This window comes from Streptomyces sp. 12E, from assembly GCF_055633275.1.
The window spans coordinates 2158702-2182463 of the sequence record NZ_JBVNCJ010000001.1 but is presented as its reverse complement, the minus strand read 5'-3'; the positions used below and the strand labels follow the sequence as shown (position 1 = coordinate 2182463).

Annotated in this window: 28 protein-coding genes and 2 pseudogenes; 16 read left to right on the top strand and 14 right to left on the bottom strand. The window is 72.1% G+C overall.

Features of this window, described 5'->3' with window-relative positions; all coding sequences use genetic code 11:
• Positions 1–31 precede the first annotated feature (31 nt).
• Both ACZ8ZB_RS10240 and ACZ8ZB_RS10235 read right to left on the bottom strand, forming a co-directional pair.
• On the bottom strand, positions 32–688 hold the full coding sequence (locus tag ACZ8ZB_RS10240) for a LysM peptidoglycan-binding domain-containing protein (protein WP_470737394.1): 657 nt from the start codon (positions 686–688) through the stop codon (positions 32–34).
• 140 nt (positions 689–828) lie between these two features.
• On the bottom strand, positions 829–1176 hold the full coding sequence (locus ACZ8ZB_RS10235) for a MazG-like family protein (protein WP_470737393.1): 348 nt from the start codon (positions 1174–1176) through the stop codon (positions 829–831).
• Between the two features lie 103 nt (positions 1177–1279).
• Between ACZ8ZB_RS10235 and ACZ8ZB_RS10230 the strand changes: the two genes are divergently transcribed.
• Positions 1280–2266, top strand: coding sequence for an aldo/keto reductase (locus tag ACZ8ZB_RS10230; protein ID WP_470737392.1), 987 nt, complete (start codon positions 1280–1282; stop codon positions 2264–2266).
• Positions 2267–2629: 363 nt separating this feature from the next.
• Here the strand turns inward: ACZ8ZB_RS10230 and ACZ8ZB_RS10225 are convergent, their stop codons facing one another.
• Positions 2630–3631 carry a Gfo/Idh/MocA family protein gene (locus ACZ8ZB_RS10225; protein WP_470737391.1) on the bottom strand — a complete coding sequence of 334 codons (1002 nt, stop codon included), beginning with the start codon at positions 3629–3631 and terminating at the stop codon, positions 2630–2632.
• 140 nt (positions 3632–3771) lie between these two features.
• Here ACZ8ZB_RS10225 and ACZ8ZB_RS10220 point away from each other — a divergent pair, with 140 nt between their 5' ends.
• The 3 genes from ACZ8ZB_RS10220 (at position 3772) to ACZ8ZB_RS10210 (ending at position 7444) form a co-directional block, all read left to right on the top strand.
• Positions 3772–5145: a multidrug effflux MFS transporter gene (locus tag ACZ8ZB_RS10220; protein ID WP_470737390.1), complete on the top strand. Its 1374-nt coding sequence runs from the start codon at positions 3772–3774 to the stop codon at positions 5143–5145.
• A complete protein-coding gene (locus tag ACZ8ZB_RS10215; protein WP_470737389.1) occupies positions 5097–6275 on the top strand; it encodes a serine hydrolase domain-containing protein in 1179 nt (392 codons plus the stop codon). Before ACZ8ZB_RS10220 ends, ACZ8ZB_RS10215 begins: the two co-directional genes overlap by 49 nt.
• 170 nt (positions 6276–6445) lie before the next feature.
• Positions 6446–7444, top strand: a complete 999-nt coding sequence (locus ACZ8ZB_RS10210) for a small ribosomal subunit Rsm22 family protein (protein WP_470737388.1) — start codon at positions 6446–6448, stop codon at positions 7442–7444.
• Position 7445: 1 nt separating this feature from the next.
• On the opposite strand, the gene ACZ8ZB_RS10205 is transcribed toward ACZ8ZB_RS10210, so the two are convergent.
• Complete coding sequence (locus ACZ8ZB_RS10205; protein WP_470737387.1) at positions 7446–7658, bottom strand: DUF6243 family protein; 213 nt, start codon at positions 7656–7658, stop codon at positions 7446–7448.
• 99 nt (positions 7659–7757) lie between these two features.
• Between ACZ8ZB_RS10205 and ACZ8ZB_RS10200 the strand changes: the two genes are divergently transcribed.
• Entirely contained in the window at positions 7758–8375 is a 618-nt protein-coding gene (locus ACZ8ZB_RS10200; protein ID WP_381230304.1) for a TetR/AcrR family transcriptional regulator, read from the top strand.
• Positions 8376–8397: 22 nt separating this feature from the next.
• On the opposite strand, the gene ACZ8ZB_RS10195 is transcribed toward ACZ8ZB_RS10200, so the two are convergent.
• On the bottom strand, positions 8398–9270 hold the full coding sequence (locus ACZ8ZB_RS10195; RefSeq protein ID WP_470737386.1) for a glycerophosphodiester phosphodiesterase: 873 nt from the start codon (positions 9268–9270) through the stop codon (positions 8398–8400).
• Positions 9271–9524: 254 nt separating this feature from the next.
• On the opposite strand from ACZ8ZB_RS10195, the gene ACZ8ZB_RS10190 reads away from it, so the two are divergent.
• Positions 9525–10262, top strand: a complete 738-nt coding sequence (locus ACZ8ZB_RS10190) for a bifunctional DNA primase/polymerase (protein WP_470737385.1) — start codon at positions 9525–9527, stop codon at positions 10260–10262.
• Between the two features lie 13 nt (positions 10263–10275).
• On the opposite strand, the gene ACZ8ZB_RS10185 is transcribed toward ACZ8ZB_RS10190, so the two are convergent.
• Positions 10276–11262 (bottom strand): SCO2278 family lipoprotein, encoded by a 987-nt coding sequence (locus ACZ8ZB_RS10185; protein WP_470737384.1) that lies wholly within the window; start codon positions 11260–11262, stop codon positions 10276–10278.
• Positions 11225–11359 (bottom strand): annotated as a pseudogene (locus tag ACZ8ZB_RS10180) (iron transporter); the annotation flags it as partial. The gene ACZ8ZB_RS10185 and the pseudogene ACZ8ZB_RS10180, both read right to left, overlap by 38 nt.
• A 161-nt stretch (positions 11360–11520) precedes the next feature.
• Here ACZ8ZB_RS10180 and ACZ8ZB_RS10175 point away from each other — a divergent pair.
• The 4 genes from ACZ8ZB_RS10175 (at position 11521) to ACZ8ZB_RS10160 (ending at position 15219) form a co-directional block, all read left to right on the top strand.
• On the top strand, positions 11521–11841 hold the full coding sequence (locus tag ACZ8ZB_RS10175; RefSeq protein ID WP_470737383.1) for a hypothetical protein: 321 nt from the start codon (positions 11521–11523) through the stop codon (positions 11839–11841).
• Positions 11842–12000: 159 nt separating this feature from the next.
• A complete protein-coding gene (locus ACZ8ZB_RS10170) occupies positions 12001–12645 on the top strand; it encodes a PhzF family phenazine biosynthesis protein (protein WP_470737382.1) in 645 nt (214 codons plus the stop codon).
• Positions 12646–12767: 122 nt separating this feature from the next.
• Positions 12768–14705, top strand: a complete 1938-nt coding sequence (locus tag ACZ8ZB_RS10165; RefSeq protein WP_470737381.1) for an RHS repeat-associated core domain-containing protein — start codon at positions 12768–12770, stop codon at positions 14703–14705.
• Positions 14677–15219, top strand: coding sequence for a DUF4265 domain-containing protein (locus ACZ8ZB_RS10160; RefSeq protein WP_470737380.1), 543 nt, complete (start codon positions 14677–14679; stop codon positions 15217–15219). Before ACZ8ZB_RS10165 ends, ACZ8ZB_RS10160 begins: the two co-directional genes overlap by 29 nt.
• A gap of 78 nt (positions 15220–15297) precedes the next feature.
• Here ACZ8ZB_RS10160 and ACZ8ZB_RS10155 read toward each other — a convergent pair.
• The 3 genes and pseudogenes from ACZ8ZB_RS10155 to ACZ8ZB_RS10145 form a co-directional block, all read right to left on the bottom strand.
• Positions 15298–16566, bottom strand: a pseudogene (locus tag ACZ8ZB_RS10155) (tyrosine-type recombinase/integrase).
• Positions 16566–16748 (bottom strand): helix-turn-helix domain-containing protein, encoded by a 183-nt coding sequence (locus ACZ8ZB_RS10150; protein ID WP_470737379.1) that lies wholly within the window; start codon positions 16746–16748, stop codon positions 16566–16568. Before ACZ8ZB_RS10150 ends, ACZ8ZB_RS10155 begins: the two are co-directional and overlap by 1 nt.
• A complete protein-coding gene (locus ACZ8ZB_RS10145) occupies positions 16741–16980 on the bottom strand; it encodes a replication initiator (RefSeq protein ID WP_470737378.1) in 240 nt (79 codons plus the stop codon). The genes ACZ8ZB_RS10150 and ACZ8ZB_RS10145 overlap by 8 nt, the downstream gene beginning before the upstream one ends.
• Before the next feature lie 104 nt (positions 16981–17084).
• Here ACZ8ZB_RS10145 and ACZ8ZB_RS10140 point away from each other — a divergent pair, with 104 nt between their 5' ends.
• Genes ACZ8ZB_RS10140 through ACZ8ZB_RS10130 form a run of 3 tightly spaced genes read left to right on the top strand, consistent with a single transcriptional unit; the run spans position 17085 to position 19136 of the window.
• Positions 17085–17330, top strand: a complete 246-nt coding sequence (locus ACZ8ZB_RS10140; RefSeq protein WP_470737377.1) for a hypothetical protein — start codon at positions 17085–17087, stop codon at positions 17328–17330.
• A gap of 44 nt (positions 17331–17374) precedes the next feature.
• Complete coding sequence (locus ACZ8ZB_RS10135) at positions 17375–18559, top strand: AAA family ATPase (RefSeq protein WP_470737376.1); 1185 nt, start codon at positions 17375–17377, stop codon at positions 18557–18559.
• The gene (locus ACZ8ZB_RS10130; protein WP_470737375.1) at positions 18549–19136 is read left to right on the top strand and encodes a DUF4276 family protein; all 588 of its coding nucleotides are present in this window, start codon (positions 18549–18551) and stop codon (positions 19134–19136) included. The genes ACZ8ZB_RS10135 and ACZ8ZB_RS10130 overlap by 11 nt, the downstream gene beginning before the upstream one ends.
• A gap of 15 nt (positions 19137–19151) precedes the next feature.
• Here ACZ8ZB_RS10130 and ACZ8ZB_RS10125 read toward each other — a convergent pair whose 3' ends face one another.
• Complete coding sequence (locus ACZ8ZB_RS10125) at positions 19152–19799, bottom strand: biliverdin-producing heme oxygenase (RefSeq protein WP_470737374.1); 648 nt, start codon at positions 19797–19799, stop codon at positions 19152–19154.
• Positions 19800–19958: 159 nt separating this feature from the next.
• Positions 19959–20816, bottom strand: coding sequence for a type I methionyl aminopeptidase (gene map, locus ACZ8ZB_RS10120; protein WP_470737373.1), 858 nt, complete (start codon positions 20814–20816; stop codon positions 19959–19961).
• Positions 20817–20883: 67 nt separating this feature from the next.
• Between map and ACZ8ZB_RS10115 the strand changes: the two genes are divergently transcribed.
• Positions 20884–21114, top strand: a complete 231-nt coding sequence (locus tag ACZ8ZB_RS10115; protein WP_470737372.1) for a hypothetical protein — start codon at positions 20884–20886, stop codon at positions 21112–21114.
• Positions 21115–21128: 14 nt separating this feature from the next.
• Here the strand turns inward: ACZ8ZB_RS10115 and ACZ8ZB_RS10110 are convergent, their stop codons facing one another.
• A complete protein-coding gene (locus ACZ8ZB_RS10110) occupies positions 21129–21755 on the bottom strand; it encodes a hypothetical protein (RefSeq protein ID WP_470737371.1) in 627 nt (208 codons plus the stop codon).
• A gap of 141 nt (positions 21756–21896) precedes the next feature.
• Here ACZ8ZB_RS10110 and npdG point away from each other — a divergent pair, with 141 nt between their 5' ends.
• On the top strand, positions 21897–22616 hold the full coding sequence (npdG, locus tag ACZ8ZB_RS10105; RefSeq protein ID WP_470737370.1) for an NADPH-dependent F420 reductase: 720 nt from the start codon (positions 21897–21899) through the stop codon (positions 22614–22616).
• Positions 22617–22620: 4 nt separating this feature from the next.
• On the top strand, positions 22621–22866 hold the full coding sequence (locus ACZ8ZB_RS10100; protein WP_470737369.1) for a hypothetical protein: 246 nt from the start codon (positions 22621–22623) through the stop codon (positions 22864–22866).
• Here ACZ8ZB_RS10100 and ACZ8ZB_RS10095 read toward each other — a convergent pair.
• Complete coding sequence (locus ACZ8ZB_RS10095) at positions 22856–23656, bottom strand: site-2 protease family protein (protein WP_470737368.1); 801 nt, start codon at positions 23654–23656, stop codon at positions 22856–22858. The two genes, ACZ8ZB_RS10100 and ACZ8ZB_RS10095, sit on opposite strands and share 11 nt — an antisense overlap.
• Positions 23657–23762: the final 106 nt, after the last annotated feature.

Genomic DNA, 23762 nt, shown 5'->3' with positions numbered 1-23762 from the left:
CACCGCGACGGCGGTGACCCGACGAAGTGCGTCACCTCGGGGCGGGCAGGGCCGGGATCGCCTCCGTCAGGCAGGCGGCGGGGTCCTCGTCCTCCGTGAGGCAGGTGAGGAGGGGCTCGACCGCTTCGATGAGCTCGCTGCCGGAGACCTCCTCCAGGGAGCCGAGCCGGTCCAGCGGCAGGGGTGCTGTTTGGCCGAGCAGGCCCAGGAGGCACTCGCCGATGTCCTCGGGTGCCCGCGCTCCGGGGCAGAGGGAGCTGTCGAGGAGTCGTGGATGCTGCGTCAGGACGCGCTCCAGGGCGTCCTGGAGGGCCTGCGCGTAGGTCTTCACCTCGGCGAGGTCCGGGAGGGCCAACTCGGTTCCGGGGAAGACCCAGTGGCCGATGCCGCTGCCGTCGCGCCCGTGGTCCCGGGCGGTCCTCTCGATCGTCCCGGCGTTGGCCCCGAAGAGGACCCACCATGCCGTTCCGTCGCCGTAATGGGTGTCGGCGATCTCCCACAGGGTGTTCCCGCTCGCCACGGTGCGGGTCTCGTGGGGCGTCGTCCGGTCCTTCGCGTGCCCGGCCGGCCGGTGCCGCTGGGCCGGGTCGTCCGTGGCCGCCGCCTGACTCGTGGCCGACAGCATCGAGACGGCCGCCAGGCCGCTGATGAGGGGCAGAGCCAGACCGCGGCGGCGTATGTGCCGCATGTGTCGCCTCCCGGGGTGAACGCGTACTGTGACAAACCTTCACGCTAAGTCACACAGGGTGGTGCGGCGCGGCCATTGGGCCGATCGGTCGACGGGCGGCACCGTCGGGATCCGCTCGGCCCCGCACGGTGCCGCACGCTTCAGGCGCCGAGCGAGCGGCGCGTGACCCGGGCCAGGTGGTCGGTGAAGACCTCGCGGGCGTCGGGGGTGAGGGTGCGCAGGGCGACCAGCGCCGTGACGGCGACGTCGCACAGCTCCGCCTGGACGTCGTCCCAGGTGTGCGTGGCGCCCTTGCGCGGGTTCTGGTCGGTCGCGCCGATCACCGCCTCCGCGACCTCGCCGACCTCCTCGGAGAGTTTGAGGATCCTCAGCAGCAGGCCCTCCCGGCCGTCGACCGGACGGTTGGCGTCCAGCCAGCCGCACAGGGCGTCGACGGAGTCCCAGAGGCCGGCGGGCGGGGGCGGGGGCGGGGGCGGGTGGTCGCTCATGAGCGCCGAGCCTGGCACACGGCACTGACAGGCGCGGGCACGGGCACCGGCGCCGGGTGGCGACTTGCCCTCGTGTGCGCTCCAACTCCTAGCGTTCCGGGGCATGGAGACCACACGGACACTGGGACGCAGCGGTATCGAGGTCAGCGCCGTCGGATTCGGCTGCTGGGCGATCGGCGGTGAGTGGCAGGACGCCACCGGACAGCCCCTGGGGTGGGGCAGGGTCGACGACGGGGAGTCGGTGCGGGCGATCCGGCGCGCGCTCGACCTGGGCGTCACCTTCTTCGACACCGCCGACGTCTACGGGACCGGGCACAGCGAGTACGTCCTCGGACGGGCCCTCGGGCGGCGCCGGGACGAGGCCGTCGTCGCCACCAAGTGGGGCAACGTCTTCGACCCGGACACCCGCACCCTCACCGGGAGCGACGACTCCCCGGAGCACCTCCGCCGTGCCCTGACCGCCTCGCTGCGCCGCCTCGGCACCGACCGCGTCGACCTCTACCAGCTCCACCTCGCCGACGCCGATCCCGACCGGGCGGCCCGACTGCGGGACGCCTGCGAGGAGTTGGTGGCGCAGGGGCTCATCCGGGCCTACGCCTGGAGCACCGACGACCCGGCCCGCGCCGCCGTGTTCGCGAAGGGGCCGCACTGCGCCGCCGTACAGCACGCCCTCAACGTGCTCACGGACGCGCCCGAGATGCTGCGGCTGTGCGAGGAGGCGGACCTCGCCTCCGTCGACCGCAGTCCGCTCGCCATGGGCCTGCTCACCGGGAAGCACGCCGGGCGGCCGGCTCTGCCGGAGGGGGACGTCCGCAGCCGGCCGCCGACCTGGCTGCGGGGTTTCGGGGCCGGGTCCGGCGCCGACCCGGAGTGGCTGGCGCGCGTCGACGCGCTGCGGGACGTCCTCACCAGTGACGGCCGCACCCTCGCCCAGGGCGCCCTCGCCTGGCTGTGGGCCCGCAGCCCGCGCACCGTGCCGATCCCCGGTTTCCGGTCGGTCGCCCAGGCGGAGGAGAACGCGGGGGCGCTCGGGAAGGGGCCGCTGAACGACGGACAGATGGCCGAGGTCGAGCGGATCCTCGGCCGGTAGGGGGCGGGACCGGGGGGCGGTGGGGGACGGCTGCTGAGCAGGGGGACGGCGGCCGGCCGGTTCACGCGGCAGCCGTTTTGCCCACCGGCGCGTACCCGCGGTCCCGCGCGGATCCACCCCCGACCCGGTGGCGTGGAACGGCTGCCGCCTCCCCCTGGACATGGCCTGCGGAAACCCTCCGCTCCACATGTGAAGCTTTGATGGAGAGGTGTTGGGCACAAGTCCGCCGTCGGCCGCAAGGGTTCGGAAGTTGAAATTCCGTTCGTGCGGGGTCCGTTCGCCGGAAGCGCCCGGAGCCCGGCCCGCGGGGCGAGCCGGGGTCCGGGCGGACCGCCCGGACCCCGGCCGCCGGGCGGACGTCGCTCAGCGGGTCTCGCCGGGGTAGCGGACGCCGACGCGGTCCCGGATCGCGTCGAGCGTCCGCATCACGGCGAGGGTGCCGTCGAGCGGGACCAGCGGGGACTCGGTCTCGCCGGCCCGCAGGGCCCGCATCACCTCGACGGCCTCGTGCTTGAGGCTGTCGCGGGGGCCGTCGGCCGGGTCGCCCGTGAACTCCTCGGCGTCACGGCCGTCCCGGTGCAGCACGAACCGCTCCGGGAAGAAGAAGCCGGACGGAATGTCGATGCGGCCCTTGGACCCGGTGATCGAGGCGTAGGTCGCCGTACCGCCCACGATGGAGCAGTGCACCGAAGCGAGAGCACCGCTCTCCCACGAGAGCAGCGCCCCCGTCTGGAGATCGACGCCCTCCTCCGAGAGCATCGCCCGCGCCGTGACGTCCGACGGCTCCCCGAGCAGCAGCTGCGCGAACGACACCGGGTACACGCCCAGGTCCAGCAGGGCGCCCCCGCCCAGCGCCGGGTCCCGCAGCCGGTGCGACACCGGGAAGGGGCCCGAGAGGCCGAAGTCCGCCTGCACGTGGCGCACCTCGCCGATCGCGCCGTCGTCGACCAGCGCCTTCAGCCGCCGCACCATCGGATGGCAGTACGTCCACATGGCCTCCATCAGGAAGCGCCCGTTGCCCCGCGCCAGCGCGACCAGCTCCTCGGCCTCCCGCGCGTTCAGCGTGAACGGCTTCTCGCACAGCACGTTCCGCCCGGACTCCAGCATCAGCCCGGCCGCCGCGCGGTGCGCCGTGTGCGGAGTGGCGACGTAGACGACGTCGACCTCCTCGTCGAGCGCCAGCGACTCCCAGTCGCCGTACGCCCGCGGTATCCCGAACCGCTCGGCGAACGCCTTCGCCGGCTCCGTCGACCGCGACGCCACCGCCACGACCTCCGCGTCGGGCACGTCCGCCAGGTCCGCGGTGAACCTCGCGGCGATCCCCCCGGTCGCCAGGATGCCCCAGCGCACCTTCTGCTCCGTCATGTGTCCCACCCTGTTCGTGTCGTTCGTCACATCATGAAGGGATGTAGGTGGAAGCGCTCCCATGACATCGCCGTTGACGCCGAGCACTCCGTACGAGCTGAGAGCATAGGGAGCCGATGGCATGAAAAGGGAGGGGCCACATGCCCGAAGGCGGGGCATTCATATCGAACGCGACGGCGAACGCGACGGCGAACCCGTCGGCGAACGCGACGGCGAACCCGGGAGCGAGCGGGGTGCCGGACGAGGCCGGCCCGGACCCGGCGGCGGCCGCGGCGGCGCTCCGCGCGACCGCCGCCCGCCGCACCAGCCTGCTGGTCACACTCCTCCTCGGCGGACTGACCGCCACGCCCCCGCTGGCGATGGACATGTACCTCCCCGCGCTCCCGGAGGTCACCCGGTCCCTGCACGCGCCCGCCGCCACCGTCCAGCTCACGCTCACCGCCTGCCTGGCCGGCATGGCGCTCGGGCAGCTGGTGGTCGGCCCGATGAGCGACCGGTGGGGCCGCCGCCGGCCGCTGCTCGTCGGCCTCGTGGTCTACGTCGTCGCCACCGCGCTGTGCGCCTTCGCGTCGACCGTCGAACTCCTCGTCGCCTTCCGGCTGGCGCAGGGCCTCGCGGGCGCGGCCGGCATCGTCATCGCGCGGGCGGTCGCCCGCGACCTGTACGACGGCATGGCCATGGCCCGCTTCTTCTCCACCCTCATGCTGATCTCCGGGGTCGCGCCGATCGTGGCGCCGCTCATCGGCGGGCAGATCCTGCGGGTGACGGACTGGCGGGGCGTGTTCGTCGTCCTCACCGTCGTCGGGACGCTGCTGACGGCCGTCGTCTGGGCGAAGCTGCCGGAGACGCTGGCGCCGGCCGACCGGCACGGCGGGGGCGTCGGCGAGGCGCTCGGCTCGATGCGCGGGCTGCTCGCCGACCGGGTCTTCACCGGCTACACGCTCGCGGGCGGATTCGCCTTCGCGTCCCTCTTCGCCTACGTCGCGGCCTCCCCGTTCGTCATGCAGGAGGTCTACGGCGCCTCCCCGCAGACCTTCAGCCTGCTGTTCGGACTCAACTCGATCGGCCTGATGATCATGGGGCAGGTCAACGGCAAGGTGCTGGTCGGCCGGGTCGGGCTGGACAAGGTGCTCGGCATCGGTCTCGTCGTCGTGGTGGTCGCCGCGACCGCGCTGCTGCTGATGTCGCTGGGCGTGTTCGGCGAGACCGGGCTGGTGCCGGTGACCGCCGCGCTGTTCGTGCTGATGTCCGCGATGGGCGTCACCCTGCCGAACACGCAGACGCTCGCCCTGATGCGCACCCGGCACGCCGCCGGCTCCGCGTCGGCGCTGCTCGGCACGGTGTCCTTCCTCATCGGCGCGATCGCCTCCCCGCTGGTCGGGATCGCCGGGGAGGACACCGCCGTCCCGATGGCCGTTGTCCAGCTGGCCGCCGCCCTGGTGGCGCTGGCCTGCTTCCTGGGAATGTGCCGTCCGTGGGAAGGGCGGACCAGTGCGAAGGGCGGGGGCGTCTGAGCGCGCCGCGCCTGCGTGAGGGCACACCGGAGCGGGCCGGACTCGACGCAGGGGAGCTCCGGCGCCTGGTCCGGGAGGTCCACGCCCGCACCGGTGGCGAGCGGCCCTGGACGGCGGGCGCCGTCGTGGTCGTCGGGCGCGGCCCGGTGCTCGCCGTGCAGGAGGCGGCGGGCTGGGCCGTGCGCTACGCGGCGTACGACGAGGAGACGGACACCCCGGTCGAACTGCCGCCGGCCGAACGCGTCCCGCTGACCGTGGAGACCCCCTTCGACCTGGCGTCGCTGACCAAGCTGTTCACCTCGGTGGCCGCGGTGCAGCAGATCGAACGGCGCACGCTGGGCATCGACGCGCGCGTGGGCGCGTACCTCCCGGACTTCACGGGAGCGGCGCGGCACGGGATCACCGTCCGCCAGCTGCTCACCCACACCTCCGGGCTGCGTCCCGAACTCCCGTTGTACGACTGCGCCGACGACGCGCGGCGGCTGGCGCTGCTGCGCGCCGAGCGACCCGTCGGGGCGCCCGGCGCGTACTGCTACTCCGACCTCAACATGCTGCTGCTCCAGTACGTCCTGGAGCGCGTCACCGGTCGCACGCTCGACGTCCTCGTGCGCGACGGCGTCACCCGGCCGCTCGGCATGACCGCGACCGGCTTCGGCCCGTGCCCGGGCGCGGCGGCGACGGAGGACCAGCGGCGGCCGTGGGCCAAGGCGGACCGGGGGATGCTGCGGGGCGAGGTGCACGACGAGAACGCCTGGGCGCTGGGCGGGGTGGCGGGCCACGCCGGGCTGTTCTCCACCGGGCGGGACCTGGCGGTCTTCTGCCGGACCCTGCTGGCGGGCGGTTCGTACGGTCCCGCCCGCATCCTCGGTCCCGACTTCGTGGACCTGCTGTTCACCCCGCCCGGCCTGGGCTTCGCCCTGGACCAGCCGTGGTTCATGGGCGAACTGGCGGGGCGGGGCGCCGCGGGCCACACCGGCTTCACGGGCACGTCCCTGGTCCTGGACCGGGCCACGGACACGTACGTGATCCTCTTGGCGAACACGGTCCATCCGCGGCGTCCCTCGACGCCGGACAACACGCTCAGAGCGGGGGTGGCCACGCGGGTGGCGCGGGCGGTGAGGGGAAGGTGAGCGCTGCTCCCGGTGGTGAGCGCCGCTCTCCGTGGTGAGCACCGCCCTCCATGGAGAGCACTGCTCTCCGTGCTGAGCAGCGCTCTCGGCGTGAGCGGTGCTCCCAAAGGTGAGCGGTGCTTCCGAAGGTGAGCTGTGCTCCGCCCCGCCCGGCCCCGTAGAATCGCCGGGTGAACGCCCCCGCCTCCCTGCCCACCGCCGAAACCCTGCGCTCCGCCCTCGCCGGGCTGCTCGACGGGCTTCCGGCGCGGCAGGCCGCGCAGGCCGTCGAGCGGCTGATCGCCGCCTACCGGGGCGCCACCCCGACCGAGGCGCCGATCCTGCGGGACCGGGCCGACGTGGCCGCGTACGCCGCCTACCGGATGCCCGCGACGTTCGAGGCGGTGCGGTCCGCGCTGGCGGCGTTCGCGGACGCCGTGCCCGGATGGGCGCCCGGCGACCACGTGGACCTCGGGGGCGGCACCGGCGCGGCGGCCTGGGCGGTGAGCGCGACCTGGGACGGGGAGCGCCCCGTGACCGTCCTCGACTGGGCCGAGCCCGCCCTCGCCCTCGGCCGGGAACTCGCCGCCGCGAACCCCGCCCTGCGCGACACCCGGTGGCACCGCTCCCGTATCGGATCGGCGCTCACCATCGAGAGCACTGATCTCGTCACCGTCTCCTACGTCCTCAACGAGCTCACCGCCCCCGACCGCGCCGCCCTCGTCGATGCCGCGGCCGGCGCCGCGCAGGCCGTCGTGATCGTCGAGCCCGGCACCCCCGACGGCTACGCCCGCGTCATCGAGGTCCGCGACCGCCTGGTCTCCGCCGGCTTCCACGTCGCCGCCCCCTGCCCGCACAGCGCCGCCTGCCCCATCGCCCCCGGCACGGACTGGTGCCACTTCTCCGCGCGGGTCAGCCGGTCCTCCCTGCACCGCCAGGTCAAGGGCGGTTCCCTCGCCTACGAGGACGAGAAGTTCAGCTACGTCGCGGCCACCCGCCTCCCGGTCGTCCCGCCTCCCGCCCGCGTCGTCCGCAGGCCGCAGATCCGCAAGGGCCAGGTCCTCCTCGACCTGTGCGAGAAGGACCCGGCCCTGCGCCGCGCCACGGTGACCAAGCGCCACGGCGACCTGTACCGGACCGCCCGGGACACCGACTGGGGCGACCCCTGGCCGCCGCACGCCGACGCCTGACCTACGCCTGACCGCGCGGCGCCCCCTTCCTCCCGTCCCCCTCCCGCTCTTCCCGCTGCGCCCGCAGTGCGCGCAGCAGTTCCCGCTTGCGCGCCTGCGGGTCGAGCCCGCCCCCGACCCGCCCGCCGCGCCCGCCCCCGCGCAGGACCTCGCGGCCCAGGTGCCGTCGGGTGCCGCCGACGCCCAGCATGTTTCCCGCTCCGCCTCGGGTCATGGTGATCCCCTCTCGTCAATACGAGACGTTTCGTCTCGTCCTCGATGTTCACTACTGTCCGGCGAGACGCACCGTCTTGTCAAGTGGTAAATTCGCCCCATGGCCCAGAACCAGTCCGCCCCCGACGCCACCCGCCGCAGCGAGCGCTCCCGGCGGGCCATCTACGACGCCGCCCTCGCCCTGGTCGTCGAGGTGGGCTACCCGAAGACCACCATCGAGGGCATCGCCTCCCGCGCCGGAGTCGGCAAACAGACGATCTACCGGTGGTGGTCGTCGAAGGCGGACGTGCTCCTCGAGGCGTTCCTCGACATGGCCGAGCGGGCCGCGGCGGCGGCAGGCCAGGCCCCGTACGCCTTCCCGGACACCGGCGACCTCGCCGCCGACCTCAAGCTCGTCCTGCGCGCCACGGTCGACGAACTGCGGGACCCCTCCTTCGAGGCCCCCTCCCGCGCGCTGGCCGCCGAGGGCGTCGTCGACGAGGAGCTCGGCCGCACCTACGTCGCCAAGCTCCTGGAGCCCCAGCTCCAGCTGTACGTCGACCGCCTGCGCTCCGCCCAGGCCGCCGGGGACGTCCGCCCCGACGTCGACCCGCGCATCGCCCTGGAGCTCTTCGTCTCCCCCCTCGCCCAGCGCTGGCTCCAGTACACGGGCCCGATCACCTACGACTACACCGACACCCTCGTCGACTACGCCCTCAACGGCCTCGCACCCCGCTGACCGGCGCGGGCGGCCGGCGGCCTCACCGCCCCAGCACCGCGCTCACCCTCCCCGGCACCCGCGCCGGATGCCGGGCCAGCCGCCCCGGCGCGTCCGTGATGACGCCGTTGCAGCCCAGCGCCAGGGCGCGGTCGCGCTGGGCCGGGGTGAGGACCGTGTGGGCCCACACCCGGGGGATGCCGGAGCGCACCGCGCGCCGCAGGTCGGCGTCCCGCGCCCGGACGTCGACGTCGAGCAGGTCCACGTAGGAGCGCCAGCGCTCGGGACGGTCGGTGCGCAGCTGGCGGGCCGAACGCCACAGCTGGGTCAGCAGCCCCAGGCGGTGGACGCGGCGGGCGACCCCGGGGTCGTTGGTGTTCACGAACACCGAGCGGGTCAGACCGCGGGCACGGATCAGCGCGGCCAGCCGCTCCACACCGCGCGGATCCTTCGCCTCCAGCATCAGCACGACCCGCCCGCCGAGCCGGTCCAGCACCTCGGCGACCGTCGGCGGCCGCTCCGGGCGCCAGCTCCCCGGCAGCCGGTCGCGCGGACGCAGCCGTACGCCCCGCCACTCCCCGGCGTCCAGGCCGCGCACCTCACCGCCCAGGAAGGTCGTGCGGTCCAGGGTCGCGTCGTGGAAGACCACCGGCGTGCCGTCCCGCAGCACCCGCGTGTCGAAGTCCAGCACCTGCGCCGTACCGCGCCGGTACGCCGCCATCAGCCCCGACATGCTGTTCTCCGGCACTTCGCGGGCACCGCCCCGATGGGCGACGTACGGGACGCGCGGCAGCGAGTCCACCGTCAGCGGCCCGGCGCCCCACTCCAGCGGGCGGTCGCCGCCGTGGCCCGTGAGCGTCAGCGAGACCACGGAAGCCACGGCCGCCAGACCCGTCGACGCGACACCTGTGACCATGACCACCACGGTAGGTCCGTGGATCACCACGGACCGCCCCACGGCACCCGAACCGGTGCGGGCGCCCCGCCGTGCTCCCCTGCCGTGCGCCCCCGCCGCCCCCGCCCACGCCGCGTGCGCCCTCTTCGCCCCTCCTCGTCCCGTCGGACCCTCCTCGTCCCACCTGCGCGGATTGTGCGCTCCGGCCCCCCGACGCGCACGATCGTGGGACCATGGGGCATGCTGTGTGGCACGACGGCGAGGCGAGGGGATAGATGAGCGCGGAGTTCGGCGGCCGGACCGGCCGGCAGGGCAGGCTCTCCCAGTGGCTGCGGGGACGCCGCCCGAAGCAGGCCGCCGACGAGGGCGGCCGTGAGACCCTGCTGCTCGCCGCCGCCGAAGCGGGACTGCCGCTCGCGCCCGCCGCCCACCCCGCCGCCGGATACGGCTGCTCCTGCGACCGCGTGGGCTGCCCCACCCCCGCCCGGCACCCGGTGTCGTTCGCCTGGCAGACGCAGTCCACCACCGACCGCGCCCAGATCGAGCGCTGGGCCCGCCACCAGCCGCAGGCCAACTTCATCACCGCCACCGGCATGGTGCACGACGTCCTGGACGTCCCCCTGGACGCCGGCCGCGAGGCGCTCACCCGCCTCCTCGACGCCGGCGTCGAGGTCGGCCCCGTCGCCGAGAGCGACGACGGCCGCATGCTGTTCTTCACCCTCACCCGCGGGACCCCCGAGGACGAGGACGAGTGGTGGCCGTGCGAGCTGGACTGCCATCCGGAGACCATGGACGAGCACCCCGGCCTGCGCTGGCACTGCCGCGGCTCCTACGTCCTGGTCCCGCCCGCCCGCCTCCCCGGCGACGACGGCCAGTCGGTGCACTGGGTGCGCGGCCCCGAGCACCCGCTCCCGGACCCGCTGAGCCTGCTGGAGGTCCTCACCGACTCCTGCGCCCGCCACATCGGCGAACAGCCCGACCACGCGGGCACGGCCTGGCCCCTGCGCCACTGATCCGGGCCGGGGCCTACTCGCCCCGCGCCGACGTCAGCCCCTGGACCCGCCCCAGGACCTCCACCTCGCCGTCCGCCGGATCCAGCGCCACCTCGTTGGAGACGAACTCCATCGTCAGCGACTGCCGTATCTCCCCGGTCGTCAGCGCCAGCACGTCCCTGTTCGGCGTCGGCACCGACGCCCCGGCCGCGGCGGTCTGCTTCTCGAAGTGGCGGGTGGCGAAGAACACCAGCGCCCCGCCGTCCCTCGTGCGCAGGGCCAGCGGTGCGTAGTCGCCGTTCGTCAGCGGCTCGTCGATGTACTGCCTGGCCAGCCCCGGCCGCGACGACTTCCTCTCGCGCTGGGTCCGCCACCCGCTGGTGTGCGGGCCGTCCGCGAAGACGGCCCCGCCGTTCTTGAGGAACGACGTGTACTCCTCGCTCAGTTCGCCCGGCTCCACCGTCACGTCGGACGAGTCGGCGGGCACGGCCTCGGCCCAGCCGTCCTCGTCGGTCTCGAACTCCGGTACGTCGTCCGGGGCGACCAGCGTCAGGTACGCCGCCTCCCAGGTCTCGTCCAGCCCGTCACGGGTGAACACCAGCAGCCAGCGCGCCTCGCCGCCCTTGTTGCCGTCCGCGTCGGCGAGGAACCAGCGCGGCCAGCCGGCCTTCTTCGGGATGGTGAACTTCGCGTCCGTCAGCTCCAGCGGCGTGTGCCGGGCGTTGCCCTGCGGGCTGTTGGCCCGCCCGGCCTTCAGCCGCGCCCCGTCGATGTCGGCGAGGGCGCCGGTGGTGTGGTCGGCGTCCAGGGAACCGTCGTACGCCTTGTCGGCCTCGTTGTACGCGGCCGTGAACTCCTCGAGCGCCCGGGCGGCTTCGGCGCGGGTGGCGGCCGGGAGCACCTCGCGCTCACCGTGCACCACCACACAGCCGCTCGCCGTGACCGCCAGGGCGAGCACGAGCACGCACGAGTCGAACCTGCGGTGCCTGCGGAGCCTTCGAAGGCCGAGATCCCTGCTCATCCGGTTCCTTCACCTTCCCCTTCCCGGAGGCGAACCCTACCGGGACGGGCAACGGCGCGAGCGCCGGGACCGGGTACAGCGGCCACACCGTGACCTGACGGTCAGCCCCGCAGGTGCAGGAGGCTGACCGTCGGCTGAGGGCTCCCGGCCACCTCGGGCGACAGCGTCAGGCCGAACTCGCTCCAGCATGCGCAACCCACTTCGGCGCCCCGGCGTCCCACTCCATGACGGACGGCCGTCGATCACCCGGGAGAACACATGGCGAAGAAGGACCGGACGACGGACGCGGCGGGGGAGAAGGACCGCGAGAAGTGGATGGCGCGTTTCCAGGTACGGCTGGCCATGCGGCCCGGCGTGGACCGGGCCGTCGTGCTCCAGGCGGTCAAGGAGGTCACGGCGCACTGCGCGGACACGGGAGAGCACCCGCGGACCGCCTTCGGCGATCCGGACGCCCACGCCGTGCGGGTCGCCGCGCGGCTGGTGCCGGCGGACCGGGCGGCGCGTGCCAGGCGGCACGACGACGTGGTGGACAGGATCACCTCCATGCTCAGGAGGGCCGGGGACGTCGCCGGTCCGTGACCGGTCGAGGCGGCCTCCGTCGTGGCCCGGCGCACGGGCTCCGGCACGGCTTTCCTCCGCTCGAGCGCCGGAGCCGATGACGCCGATCCTGCCGGACGGGCGCCGACGGCCCCGTGACCTGGGGCGACCTCGCCGCCCGCGCGGTGCTTGAATGCCTCCGTGACTGACTACGACGTGCTGCGCGTCTTCTGCGGGCCCCGCGGCGGGTACGGCAATGAACTCGGTGTCGTGCGCGAGGGTTCGGTGATGCCCGAGCGGGAGGACCGGCAGGCGTTCGCCGCGAAGCTCGGGTTCAGTGAGACCGTGTTCGTCGACGACCCCGAGCGCGGGGTGATCGACATCTACACCCCCACCCTGCGCCTGCCCTTCGCCGGCCACCCCTGCGTCGGTGCGGGCTGGCTGCTGGACGTGCCCGAACTGGTCGTCCCCGCCGGGGTGGTGGGGGCCCGGCAGGACGGGGAGTTCTGCTGGATCGAGGCGCGGGCGGAGTGGGCGCCGCCGCGCACCCTGCGCCAGTACGCCACCGTCGCCGAGGTCGACGACCTGCCCGTACCGCCCAAGGGGGAGTGGATCTACGCCTGGGCCTGGCTGGACGAGCCGGCCGGCCGCATCCGCGCCCGCGCCTTCCCCGGCCGCGGCGACGGCGTCGACGAGGACGAGGCGACCGGCGCCGCCGCCCTCCTGCTCACCGACCGGCTGGGCCGCGCCCTGAACATCACCCAGGGCACGGGCTCCCAGATCCTCACCGCCCCCCAGCCCGGGGGCTGGACGGAGATCGGCGGCCGCGTCTACCTGGAACGCTGACCGCCCCACTGCGCGACGAATCCGCCCCGGGCGTCCCTCCCCGAAGGGACCACCAGGCCGGCGGGATCCTTGCCCTCCCGGCCGAAACGCGATCCTGAGGCAATCGCACGAGAGCTCTCGACATGCGGAGGGAGAAGACCCCGACCGGAGACCGTCAGTCCACCTACGAATACGACGCCTCGGGCAACACCACCAAACGCACCATCGGCGGCAACATCCAGAACCTGACCTGGGACGCCACCGGCAAGTCCACCAGCGTCAAGGACAGCGCCGGAGAGACCACCTTCCTCTACGACGCCGGCGGCAACCGGGTCCTGCGCAAGGACCCCGAAGCCACCACCGTCTACCTGCCCGGCATGGAACTCTCCCTGGCCGCGGGTTCCTCCACGGTCAAGGCCACCCGCTACTACACCCACGCCGGACAGACCGTCGCCGTCCGCACCGACGACAACAAGCTCTCCTTCCTCGCCGCCGACCACCACGGCACCGGCGAACTCGCCATCGACGCCGCCACCGGCGCCGTCACCCAGCGCCGCTTCGATCCCTACGGGAACGAGCGTGGCAAGGCGACCGGTACCTGGCCCGGTGAGAAGGGCTTCGTCGGCGGCACCATGGACGCCTCCACCGGCCTGACCCACCTCGGGGCCCGCGAGTACGACCCTCAACTGGGCAGATTCATCTCGGTCGACCCGATCATCGAGTTCACCCGCCCCCAGCAGATCAACGGCTACGCGTACGCCAGCAACAACCCCGTCACGCTGTCCGACCCCAGCGGCATGCGCGAAGCCGAATGCTCGATGAGGCTGATCGACTGCGACAGCAGCGGTCCCACCGGGAAACCGCTGGACGGAGACCCCCCGCTGTCCAAGGAGGAGAAGGACTACTACCAGGCCCAGGGCAGGCAGGCGATCGCCGAGGCGCAGTACGACGACGCCAAACAGCGGACCCAGCAGGCGGCCAAAGCGCTGGTCAAGATCGTCCGGGACATCCTCGGTGTCGACGCCGCCCTGGACTGCCTCTCGACCGGCGACATCGGAGCCTGTGGCGAAACCCTCCTCAACGTGGCGGGGAGCTTCGCCGGAGGCCTCGCGGGCAAGGTCCTCGCCAAGTACGGCGCCCCCTGGGACTGGGCCAAGGGTTACCGCCTCGCCAAGAAGGTCGTCGGCCTCGTCGACGACCTGATCGACGGCGCCCGGTCCATGTGGCGCGCTTCCGAGGCCCGCGAGAAGGCCAGAAACGCCGTCTCCGCCGCCTACAGCAAAGCCGCTGACTTCATAAAGAAACGCAAGAACGCCAAACCGAAGTGCCACAGCTTCCTGCCCGGCACCAAAGTCCTCACCAAGAACGGCAAGACCAAGCCGATCGAGGACATCGCCCCCGGCGACAAACTGATCGTCACCGACCCCGAGACCGGCAGGACCGTCGTCCGCGAAGTCGCCGGCACGATCGTCACCGAGGACGACAAGCACTTCGTCGACCTCACCATCACAACCAAGAACGGCGGCAAGCCCGCGTCGCTGGTGTCCACCACGACCCACCCGTTCTGGTCACCGTCCGAGAACGCCTGGATCGAGGCCGGCGACCTCAAGCCCGGCATGACCCTGCGAACCGCCGACGGTGACCAGGCAACCCTCGCAGCCACCCGGTACTTCGAGAAGCGCCAGCTCACCCACGACCTGACGCTGACCGAAATCCACACGTACTATGTGCTCGCGGGTGCCACTCCGGTACTCGTCCACAACTGCAACAGAGCCGGTCTGGACTTCACGGATGCTGAGCGGCAGAAGGTTTACGACGCTAACGCCGCGAAGAATGGTGGCGAGTACAGGTGTGATTACTGTGGGCAGAAGGTGGAACGGCGGGGATCGCGAGATGCCGATGGCAACCCTGTCCCGGGAAGGCCTGACGATGCACAGATCGATCACATAGAGCCGAGGGCCAGTGGCGGACATGGTGGCGCACATAACGGTGCCGTGGCCTGCCGTCGATGCAACAGGGATAAGTCCACTAAGACCATGGAAGATTGGGACGATGAGCTCAGAGACTTCCTCGAACCCTAGCGGCGGTGGGTCGGTGCCGACGGGTAAGCCTGAGAGGCTGTACAAGGTAGCCTTCGATCTTCCTGGCGAGACTGCCGATTGGGCCCACGCCTCTTCGGAGCGGCTCTGGACTGGGAAGACCTCCGTACAGATGGAGGTCCAGGTTCGGAACACTCCCTTCTACGTGAAGGGAATCGCCTTCGGGGACATTGTGCGAGTCAGAGCTGATCACGAGCGCAGAGAGTTCGTGTTCGAGGAGTTCGTGTCGGAGGCCGGGCATTCGACGGTCCGCGTCATCATCAAGGATGACGACACGAGGGACATGACTGACGCTATGCTCCGCAGCTTTGAGTGTTCCTGGGAGATCGATACGACGGGGTACTTGTGGGCGATCGATGTGCCGCCGCACGTTGATTATGCTTCCATGAGAGTTGCTCTCCTTCGTCTTGCCGATGAAGGGAAAATCGGCATCGAAGAGGGTGTTCTTGCGAGAGCCCATCGCGATGGGCTCGGATTGCCAGAGTCTGACCGTTAATTGGATTCGCGAGAAGCCCCGTCGGATTTCGTTCCGGCGGGGCTTCTGCGGTGTTTGACGGCAACGATGACGGCAACGTCAGCGGACGACGGCTGTGGCGGGTGGGTCGTCAGGATCGTCGTCCTGGGCGCCGAGGGCGTCACCCAAGGCGTCGATGGCTTGGCGTTGCAGGCGGAGTCGGACGTGGGCGTAGACGCCGGCGGTGACGCCGATGTGGGCGTGGCCGAGGAGTTCCTTGATCACGACGAGGTCGACGCCCTGTTCCAGCAGCAGGGTGGCGGTCGAGTGGCGGAGGTCGTGGAAGCGGATGCGGCGGAGTCCGGCGCGGTTGAGGAAGCTGCGGAAGCGGCGGGTGAGGTTGGCTGGGTCGAGAGGCCGTCCGGTCGGCGTGGTGAAGACGAGCCCGCTGTCGCTCCAGTCCGATCCTGCTGTCTCTCGCTCCCTGTCCTGGCGTTCCTGGTGCTTCTTGGGGAATGGATGCATTCGGTCGGGAGCGCGATGCGGCGCTCGGAGGCCCGGGTCTTGGTGGGTAGGTGGGTGAGGCCGCCGGTGCGGGTGCGCTGGAGTGAGCGGCGGATGCTGGCTGTTCCGGTGGTGAGGTCGAGGTCTTCCCAGTGGAGGCCGAGGAGTTCGCCTTTGCGGAGGCCGGTGCGAAGGGCGAGTTCGTACAGGGCGTGGAGCCGGTCGGCGCTGGCCGCGTCGAGGAACTGGCGGGCCTCGGCTGCGGTGAGCGGACGGAAGCGCCTGGGCTGGTACGTGGTGGTCTTGACGTTGCGGGCGACGTTTCGGGGCAGCTCGTCTTCGCGGACGGCGTGTGCCAGTGCCGACTTGAGCACCGAGTGCACGTAGGTCACGGTCAAAGCGGACAGCCGCTTCTGGCAGCACTCGCCGATGGCGCAGCACCGATTTCGTTCGGTGTCCAGGCCCTGGGTGCAGCACTGGCAGGTGGTGCGGAGCCGGTCGAGGAAGGTGCGTACGTCCTTGGCGGTGAGCCGCGCGATCCGCCTGGTGCCGAGGCCGGGGATGAGGTGGAGGCGGACGCAGGCGGCGTATCGGGTGTGGGTGTTCTCCCGCAGCCGGTGGACGGCGACGCTGCCGAGCCAGTAGGTGAGGTAGTCGCCGACGGTGCTGTCGGCGGTGGCGACGGGCAGTCCGCGGTTGCTGTCGGCCAGCTTCTCGGCGAGCTTGTCAGCCGCGTTCTTGCGGGTGGTGCCGTAGACGCGGACGCGCTTGCGGCTGCCGTTGGCGGCGAGGACGTAGCCGGCGGGCTTCCCAGCGGCCGTCCTTGCCCTGGTAGATGGTGCCTTCGCCGTTGGCGCGGGCCTTCCTAGGCTTGAGGGCGGTCATCAGGCGGCCTCTTCCAGGTGGCGCTGGACGTAGTCAGCGAGGGCGCGGGCGGTGATGCGGCGGGCGCGACCGATGGTCAGCGAGGCCAGGCGGCGGGTGCGCAGGAAGTCGTAGAGGGCGGAGCGGCCGATCTTGAGTCGGACCATGACCTCGGGGACGGTGAGGAGTTCGTCGTCACGCACGAGTCGCTACCTCCTGTTCGCCCGTCGGGCCGCCGTCGATGAGTGCGGCGAGGCGTTCGAGGTCGGGGGTGAGGCCGGTGCCGTCGTAGGTCCAGTGGGTGAGGACGAGGGTGGTCGGGGAGAGCGGAGGGGTGTGGCGGCGGTGCCAGGCTGCTCGGGCGGCCCGGAGGGCTCCGAGGGTGGTGGAGTAGGCGCGGGTCTTGGTGGAGAAGTGGCCGCGGAAGCCGAGCATGTGGGCCCGGTGAGGACGAGACCGGCGGACGAGGGCTGCTCCTCGTCGCGGCGCTCGCCCATCGGTGGGGCTACGAGACGCGCCCCGCAGGGATCGGGAAGACGGTGTTCGCGGAGCTGAAGGCCCCCGACATCGTGGCCGCACCCGAGGTGCGTGAGGTGGTGGCGGTCATGGTCCGGGCCGGGCAGGAGGTTCGGGTGTGGGGCGAGTGGCGCACCGTCCTCCACGTGCGCAGCGAGCAGTACGCGGCCGGCGGGCCCGCCGTGGTGCTGGAGTTCGGCAGTGGCCCGGCATTGCGGGTGCGCGCAGTGGAACCGATGGCCGTACGGACGTGTATGCCCGGCCGATAATGTGGCGCAGTGCACATGTGGCTGTGCGGAGAGGAGGTGGCAGGGTGATCACGCGGATCGAGATCGACGGGTACAAGTCGTTCGACGACTTCGCCCTCGACCTGTCGCCGTTCACCGTCCTGGTGGGAGCCAACGCCTCGGGCAAGTCCAACCTGCTGGAGGCGGTCGATCTGCTGGGCCAGCTGATCCGGGAGCCGACCGGCCAGACCCTGGTCGACCACGCCCGCCGGGGTGGCCCCAAGGAACTGTTCCGGCGCGGGCCGGACGGCGCGCCGGTCGGGGTCATGAGGTTCGCCGCCCATGTGCTGGTGCACGGTGACACCGGGTACTGCCATCTCCGGGTCGAGGCCCGGGTGACGTACGTGGATCCGCCGGACCCCCTGCGCGTCGACACCGAGGTGCTCAACGTCCATGACCACTACGTGGGCGCGGACTGGACCCCGCCCGCATTGCCGTACTTGAACCTCGACGAAACCGGTCAGCTGCACTGCACGGAAGTCCCCGTACAGGACGCCGCGTACCGCAGGGAGCTGGCCGGGGCCACCAGGAACTGGCGGATCCTCGAACCCTCGCCGAAGGCGATGCGCGTCGTCTCCTCCACGTACGACACCGCGCCCCTCGCGGAGGACGGCAAGAACCTCGGGGCCGTCCTGGGGCGGATCGCCCGGGACCCGGAGCGCTGGTACGACTTCCGCGCCGACGCCGTGGCGCTGCTCCCCGACCTCGTGGACATCACGGTGGAGGCGAACGCCGAGTGGGGACAGTGGGACGTCTGGCTCCAGCACCGGCACGAGCACCGCGTGACCCCTGGTGCGGCGTCGGCGGGCACCCTGCGCGTTCTGGCGCTGCTCGCCGCGGCTCACGACCCCGCGCATGAGGGGCTCCTCCTGATCGAGGAACCCGAGAACGGCCTCCATCCCACCCGGGTTCCGCAGTTGCTGTCCCGGCTCAAGGGCAGAACCAGCGACCCGGCGACGCTCACCGCCGGTGACGGAAGGCAGATCCTGATCACCACCCACTCGCCGATCGCGCTCGCCGCCGCGCTGGAGGACGCCCCGGACTCGGTGGTGTTCCTGGACACCGTGACCCGGTTCGGTGACGGCCATCCGCCCCGTCGGCTGAGCCGGGCGCGGAAGGTGGCGGGGAGCGGCGAGCGCGGGACGTTCGTCACCCCCCTCGAAGTGCGGAAGTACCTCGATCCCCTGGGGCGGTACGCGCGTGGGGCGTAGGTATCTCAGTCTCGCTCTCCTGACGGAGGGAGCCAGTGACCAGTGGTTCCTCGTTCCGCTCGTCGACCGGCTGATCGCCGAACTCGCCCTTGAGGCACCGGTCGGCTTCGACTACTCGGGAGTGGTCGCCGGAGAGTGCTTCACCGTGGCGCACCGGGACCTGGTGGCACGTGAAGTGGCCGACCTGATCCGCTACTTCGACATCGTGATGGTCCACCACGACCACAACGAGCGGGGCAAGGTCGATGCCGTCCGTGAGCGGTTTCCCGATGATGCGCACCGCATCGTGGCCTTGGTACCCGTGCGGGAGACCGAGGCGTGGATGCTGGCGGATCCTGAAGCGCTCAAAGAGGCTGCTCCCACGCGTGACGCCGGGTGGGAGCAGCCGTACGACGTGGAGAAGGTCTCCGATCCGAAGGCCGTGCTGAAGGCGGCACTGGGCGGGCGGCGCGACGCGGAGCGGGACTTCGGCCGGCTGGGGCAGACGGTCGCGCTCGACGCGCTGAGCAAGGTGCCCGCGTACCGGCGCTGGACCACTGAGCTGCGCGGGGCCATGGAGCGACTGCGGTTCCTGTGACCCCGGCGGCCGGTGTCACGCCGACAGCGGGAACTCCTCGCCCAGCGCCCGGAAGACGTCCGTGTTCAGGGCGAACGCCCGCTTGCACTCGCTCACTATGCGTTGCTTCTCCAGGTCGTCGACTGGGACCGCGTCCAGGAGCTCGCGGTAACCCCGCTTGAAGGCCGCCGGGTTGGAGATCTCCTCGAAGACGTAGAAGCGGACTCCGTCGCCCTTCCTGGCGAAGCCCCACGTCCTCTCCGCCCTGCCGCGGATGATCTGGCCGCCGGAGAGGTCGCCGAGGTAGCGGGTGTAGTGGTGGGCCATGTAGCCGGACGGCCAGGTGCGGGCGCACTCGGTGACGCGGGCGGCGTAGGCGCGGGTGGCGGGGAGGGCGGTCAGGGTCGAGCGCCAGTCCGGGCCGCGCAGGTGGGCCAGGTCGCGCTCCAGGGAGGGCAGGCGGAACAGTTCCGGCCGGACGAAGGGGCCCGCCACCGGGTCCGACGCCAGGCTCTCCGCGCCGGACTCCAGGGCCTCGTACACGAACCACAGCTGCTCGGTGTAGCGCGCGTACGCGTCCACGCCCAGCCGGCCGCCCAGCAGGTCGCTCATGAACGTCGACGTCTCCGCCTCCCTGTGCTGCTCGTGGGAGGCGGTGCGGATGAGGGCCGAGAAGGAGTCCATGAGTCCAGATCTTTTATGGTTAGGCTTGCCTAAGTCAATGGCTTGCCGACGGGACGTCGGTAACCTCCCACTCTGCCACGGCACGGAAAAGCCCGCCCTCCGGAGAGGGCGGGCCAAGGGAACCAAGGGAACCAAGGGAACCAAGGGAACCAGGAAGCGTTACGGCAGCGTCAGGATGTCCGCGCCCGTGTCCGTCACGACCAGGGTGTGCTCGAACTGGGCCGTGCGCTTGCGGTCCTTCGTCACGACCGTCCAGCCGTCGTCCCACATGTCGTACTCGTGGGTCCCCAGCGTCAGCATCGGCTCGATGGTGAAGGTCATCCCCGGCTGCATCACCGTCGTCGCGTGCGGACTGTCGTAGTGCGGGACGATCAGGCCCGAGTGGAAGGACGTGTTGATGCCGTGGCCGGTGAAGTCACGGACCACGCCGTAGCCGAAGCGCTTGGCGTACGACTCGATCACCCGGCCGATGATGTTGATCTGCCGGCCCGGCTTGACCGCCTTGATCGCGCGGTCGAGGGACTCCCGGGTGCGCTCCACCAGCAGGCGGCTCTCCTCGTCCACGTCGCCGACCAGGTAGGTGGCGTTGTTGTCGCCGTGCACCCCGCCGATGTACGCCGTCACGTCCAGGTTGACGATGTCGCCGTCGCGCAGCACCGTCGAGTCCGGGATGCCGTGGCAGATCACCTCGTTGACCGACGTGCACAGCGACTTGGGGAAGCCGCGGTAGCCGAGCGTGGAGGGGTAGGCGCCGTGGTCGCACATGTACTCGTGCGCTACGCGGTCCAGTTCGTCCGTCGTGACGCCGGGCGCGATCAGCTTAGCGGCCTCCGCCATCGCCCGCGCGGCGATCCGGCCGGCGGTCCGCATCGCCTCGATCGTCTCGGGCGTCTGCACCTCCGGACCGGTGTACGGCGTGGGGGCGGGCTTGCCGACGTACTCGGGACGACGGATGTTCCCGGGCACGGAACGGGTGGGGGACAGCTCCCCAGGGACGAGCAGCGACTGGCCAGACATGCCGGCGAGTCTAATTCAGCGGCGACGGGGGACCATCTTCCTGGTGGGACGGCGAGAGGAGACGGGAATGCCCCTGTTCAAGAAGCGGACGGCCGGAAAGCCGGGCGAGTGGTACTACTGCCTGGAGCACAAGAAGGTCGAGGAGGGCCCCGAGTGCCCGGCCAAGGACCGCTTCGGCCCGTACGCGAGCCGCGCCGAGGCCGAGCACGCCATGGAGACGGCCCGCGAGCGCGACCTCCAGTGGGAGAACGACCCCAGGTGGCACGACGCCCCCGCGGGCGGCCGGGACGACGGCTGACCGCGCCGGAGCGGCTACCAGCGCGTCGGTGGCGGCGCGGTCAGCAGGTCGGCCAGCCGCGACAATCGGTCGCGGAAGCGGCGGGGGCCCCGGCGGGCCGGCAGGACGTTCTCGCCGGCCGCCGCGCTGACCAGGTGCTGCACGGTGTCCAGGTCCAGCTCGGAGCCGTCGGGCACGGGCAGGGCCTCGTGGGCCATCGCGGGGAGCTCGCCCTCACCGGGGCCCAGCGACAGCACCGTCGCCCCCGCCCGGCGGGCGTCGCACACCCGCTCCAGGAGCGGGGCGGACGCCTCCCCGGAAGCCTTCCCGGCCGTCTCCCCGGGCGCCACCACCAGCAGCGTCTCGCCCCGCCGCGCCGCCTCCAGCCGCCCCAGGCCCACCGCCAGGTGCGCGGGGTCCGAGGGGCGCGCGCCGTGCCGTACGAGCGTGGGGGCCAGCTCCGGGGTGCCCGACCAGGCGGCCTCGTCCGCCAGGTGCGCCGCCAGGTGCCAGGGCTCGTACTCCGGTGTGCCCACGAGCAGCAGTCCGCCCCCGTGCGAGACCACCGACCCGCGCAGGGCCCCCGCGAAGTGCCGGGTGGCGCCCAGCCACTCCGTCCCGGCGAGCACGTCCCGCAGCAGCGCGACCCGTACGGCGTCCATGAGGCCGCATCCTTCCCCGACCGCGTCCCCCGCGTCCCGGTGTTCGCGCCGGGTTCGCCCGAACCGGGGACACGGGCCCGGGCCGCGCGACCGGGCTCACGCCCGCCGGACGCGGTGGCGTCACGGACGTAGAGTCGGGCCATGACCTCCCGTGACAGTGACAGCGCACAGCAGCCCGCGAAGGCCCCCGCCAAGGACCCCTGGGACCTGCCCGACGTCTCCGGGCTCGTCGTCGGCGTGCTCGGCGGCACCGGACCGCAGGGCAGGGGCCTGGCCTACCGGCTCGCCAAGGCCGGCCAGAAGGTGATCATCGGCTCCCGGGCCGCCGAGCGGGCGCGGGCCGCCGCCGAGGAGCTCGGGCACGGCGTCGAGGGCGCCGACAACGCCGAGACCGCCCGCCGCAGCGACGTCGTGATCGTCGCCGTGCCCTGGGACGGCCACGGCAAGACGCTCGAGTCCCTGCGCGAGGAGCTGGCCGGCAAGCTCGTCGTGGACTGCGTCAACCCGCTCGGCTTCGACAAGCAGGGCGCCTACGCGCTGAAGCCCGAGGAGGGCAGCGCCGCCCAGCAGGCCGCCGCGCTGCTCCCGGACTCCCGGATCACCGCCGCCTTCCACCACCTGTCGGCCGTACTGCTCCAGGACCCCGAGATCGACGAGATCGACACCGACGTGATGGTGCTCGGCGAGGCCCGCGCCGACGTCGAGACCGTGCAGGCGCTGGCCGGGCGCATCCCCGGCATGCGGGGCGTCTTCGCCGGGCGGCTGCGCAACGCCCACCAGGTGGAGTCGCTGGTCGCCAACCTGATCTCCGTCAACCGCCGCTACAAGGCGCACGCCGGGCTCCGCGTCACGGACGTATGAGGCGATGGGGGACACTGGAGGCCGCAGCAGTGTCCCCCGACAGGAGCCTTCGACCATGCCCCGCCTCTCCCTCTACGCCCTCGCCGTCTGCCTCCTCGCCGTCGCCGCGGCCGTCGTCTCCTTCGTCCGGGGCAGCGTGCTCATCGGCGTGGTCTGGGTGCTGCTGGCGGGGCTGTCGTCCAACATGACCTGGTACTACCTCAAGCGCGGGCGGGCGGCGAGGCGGGACGGCGGTCCGGTCACGGGCTGACCGCGCAGAAGCCGTCCTCACCGCGCCAGAAGCGGAACAGCTCGTACCCGCAGTACGTGTCGAACTCGTGGATGCCGAGCGCCCCGAGCAGCGAGTCGACCACGTCGAAGAACGCGCCGTTCACCGACGGCACCCACAGCAGCGCGAACACGAACAGCAGACCGAACGGGGCGAACGGCTCCACCTGCCGCCGCACGCCGTACGACAGCCAGGGCTCGATCACGCCGTAGCCGTCGAGACCCGGCACCGGCAGGAAGTTCAGGATCGCGGCCGTCACCTGGAGCAGCGCGAGGAACGCCAGCGCGAACCGGAAGTCGGCCGGTACGCCGTCCAGCGCGTCCAGCCAGAACGGCGCCGTGCACACGATCGCGAACAGCACGTTCGTCAGCGGGCCCGCCGCCGAGATCAGGCTGTGCCGCCAGCGCCCCCGGATCCGCCCGCGCTCGATGAACACGGCGCCGCCCGGCAGACCGATCCCGCCCATGATCACGAAGACGACCGGGAGCACGATGCTCAGCAGGGCGTGGGTGTACTTCATCGGGTTCAGCGTGAGGTAGCCCTTCGCGCCGACCGACGTGTCGCCGCCGTGCAGGGCGGTGCGCGCGTGCGCGTACTCGTGCAGGCACAGGGAGACGATCCAGGCGGCCGTCACGAACAGGAACACGGCCACGCCCGGCTGCGCGGCGAACCCGGTCCAGGTGGCCCACCCGGTGACCGCCGTCACGGCCAGGATGCCCAGGAAGACCGGACTGACCCTCCGGTCGCTGTGACGGGTGGCGGCGGTGGTCATGGGGCTCCTCGGACGGTCGGGCACACGCGGGGACCGCCCGACGGTACCGGGCGCACGGGGAAAACGTCTCGCGCCGGCCGCCGGTTCCACGCAGGGTGGGGGGCGG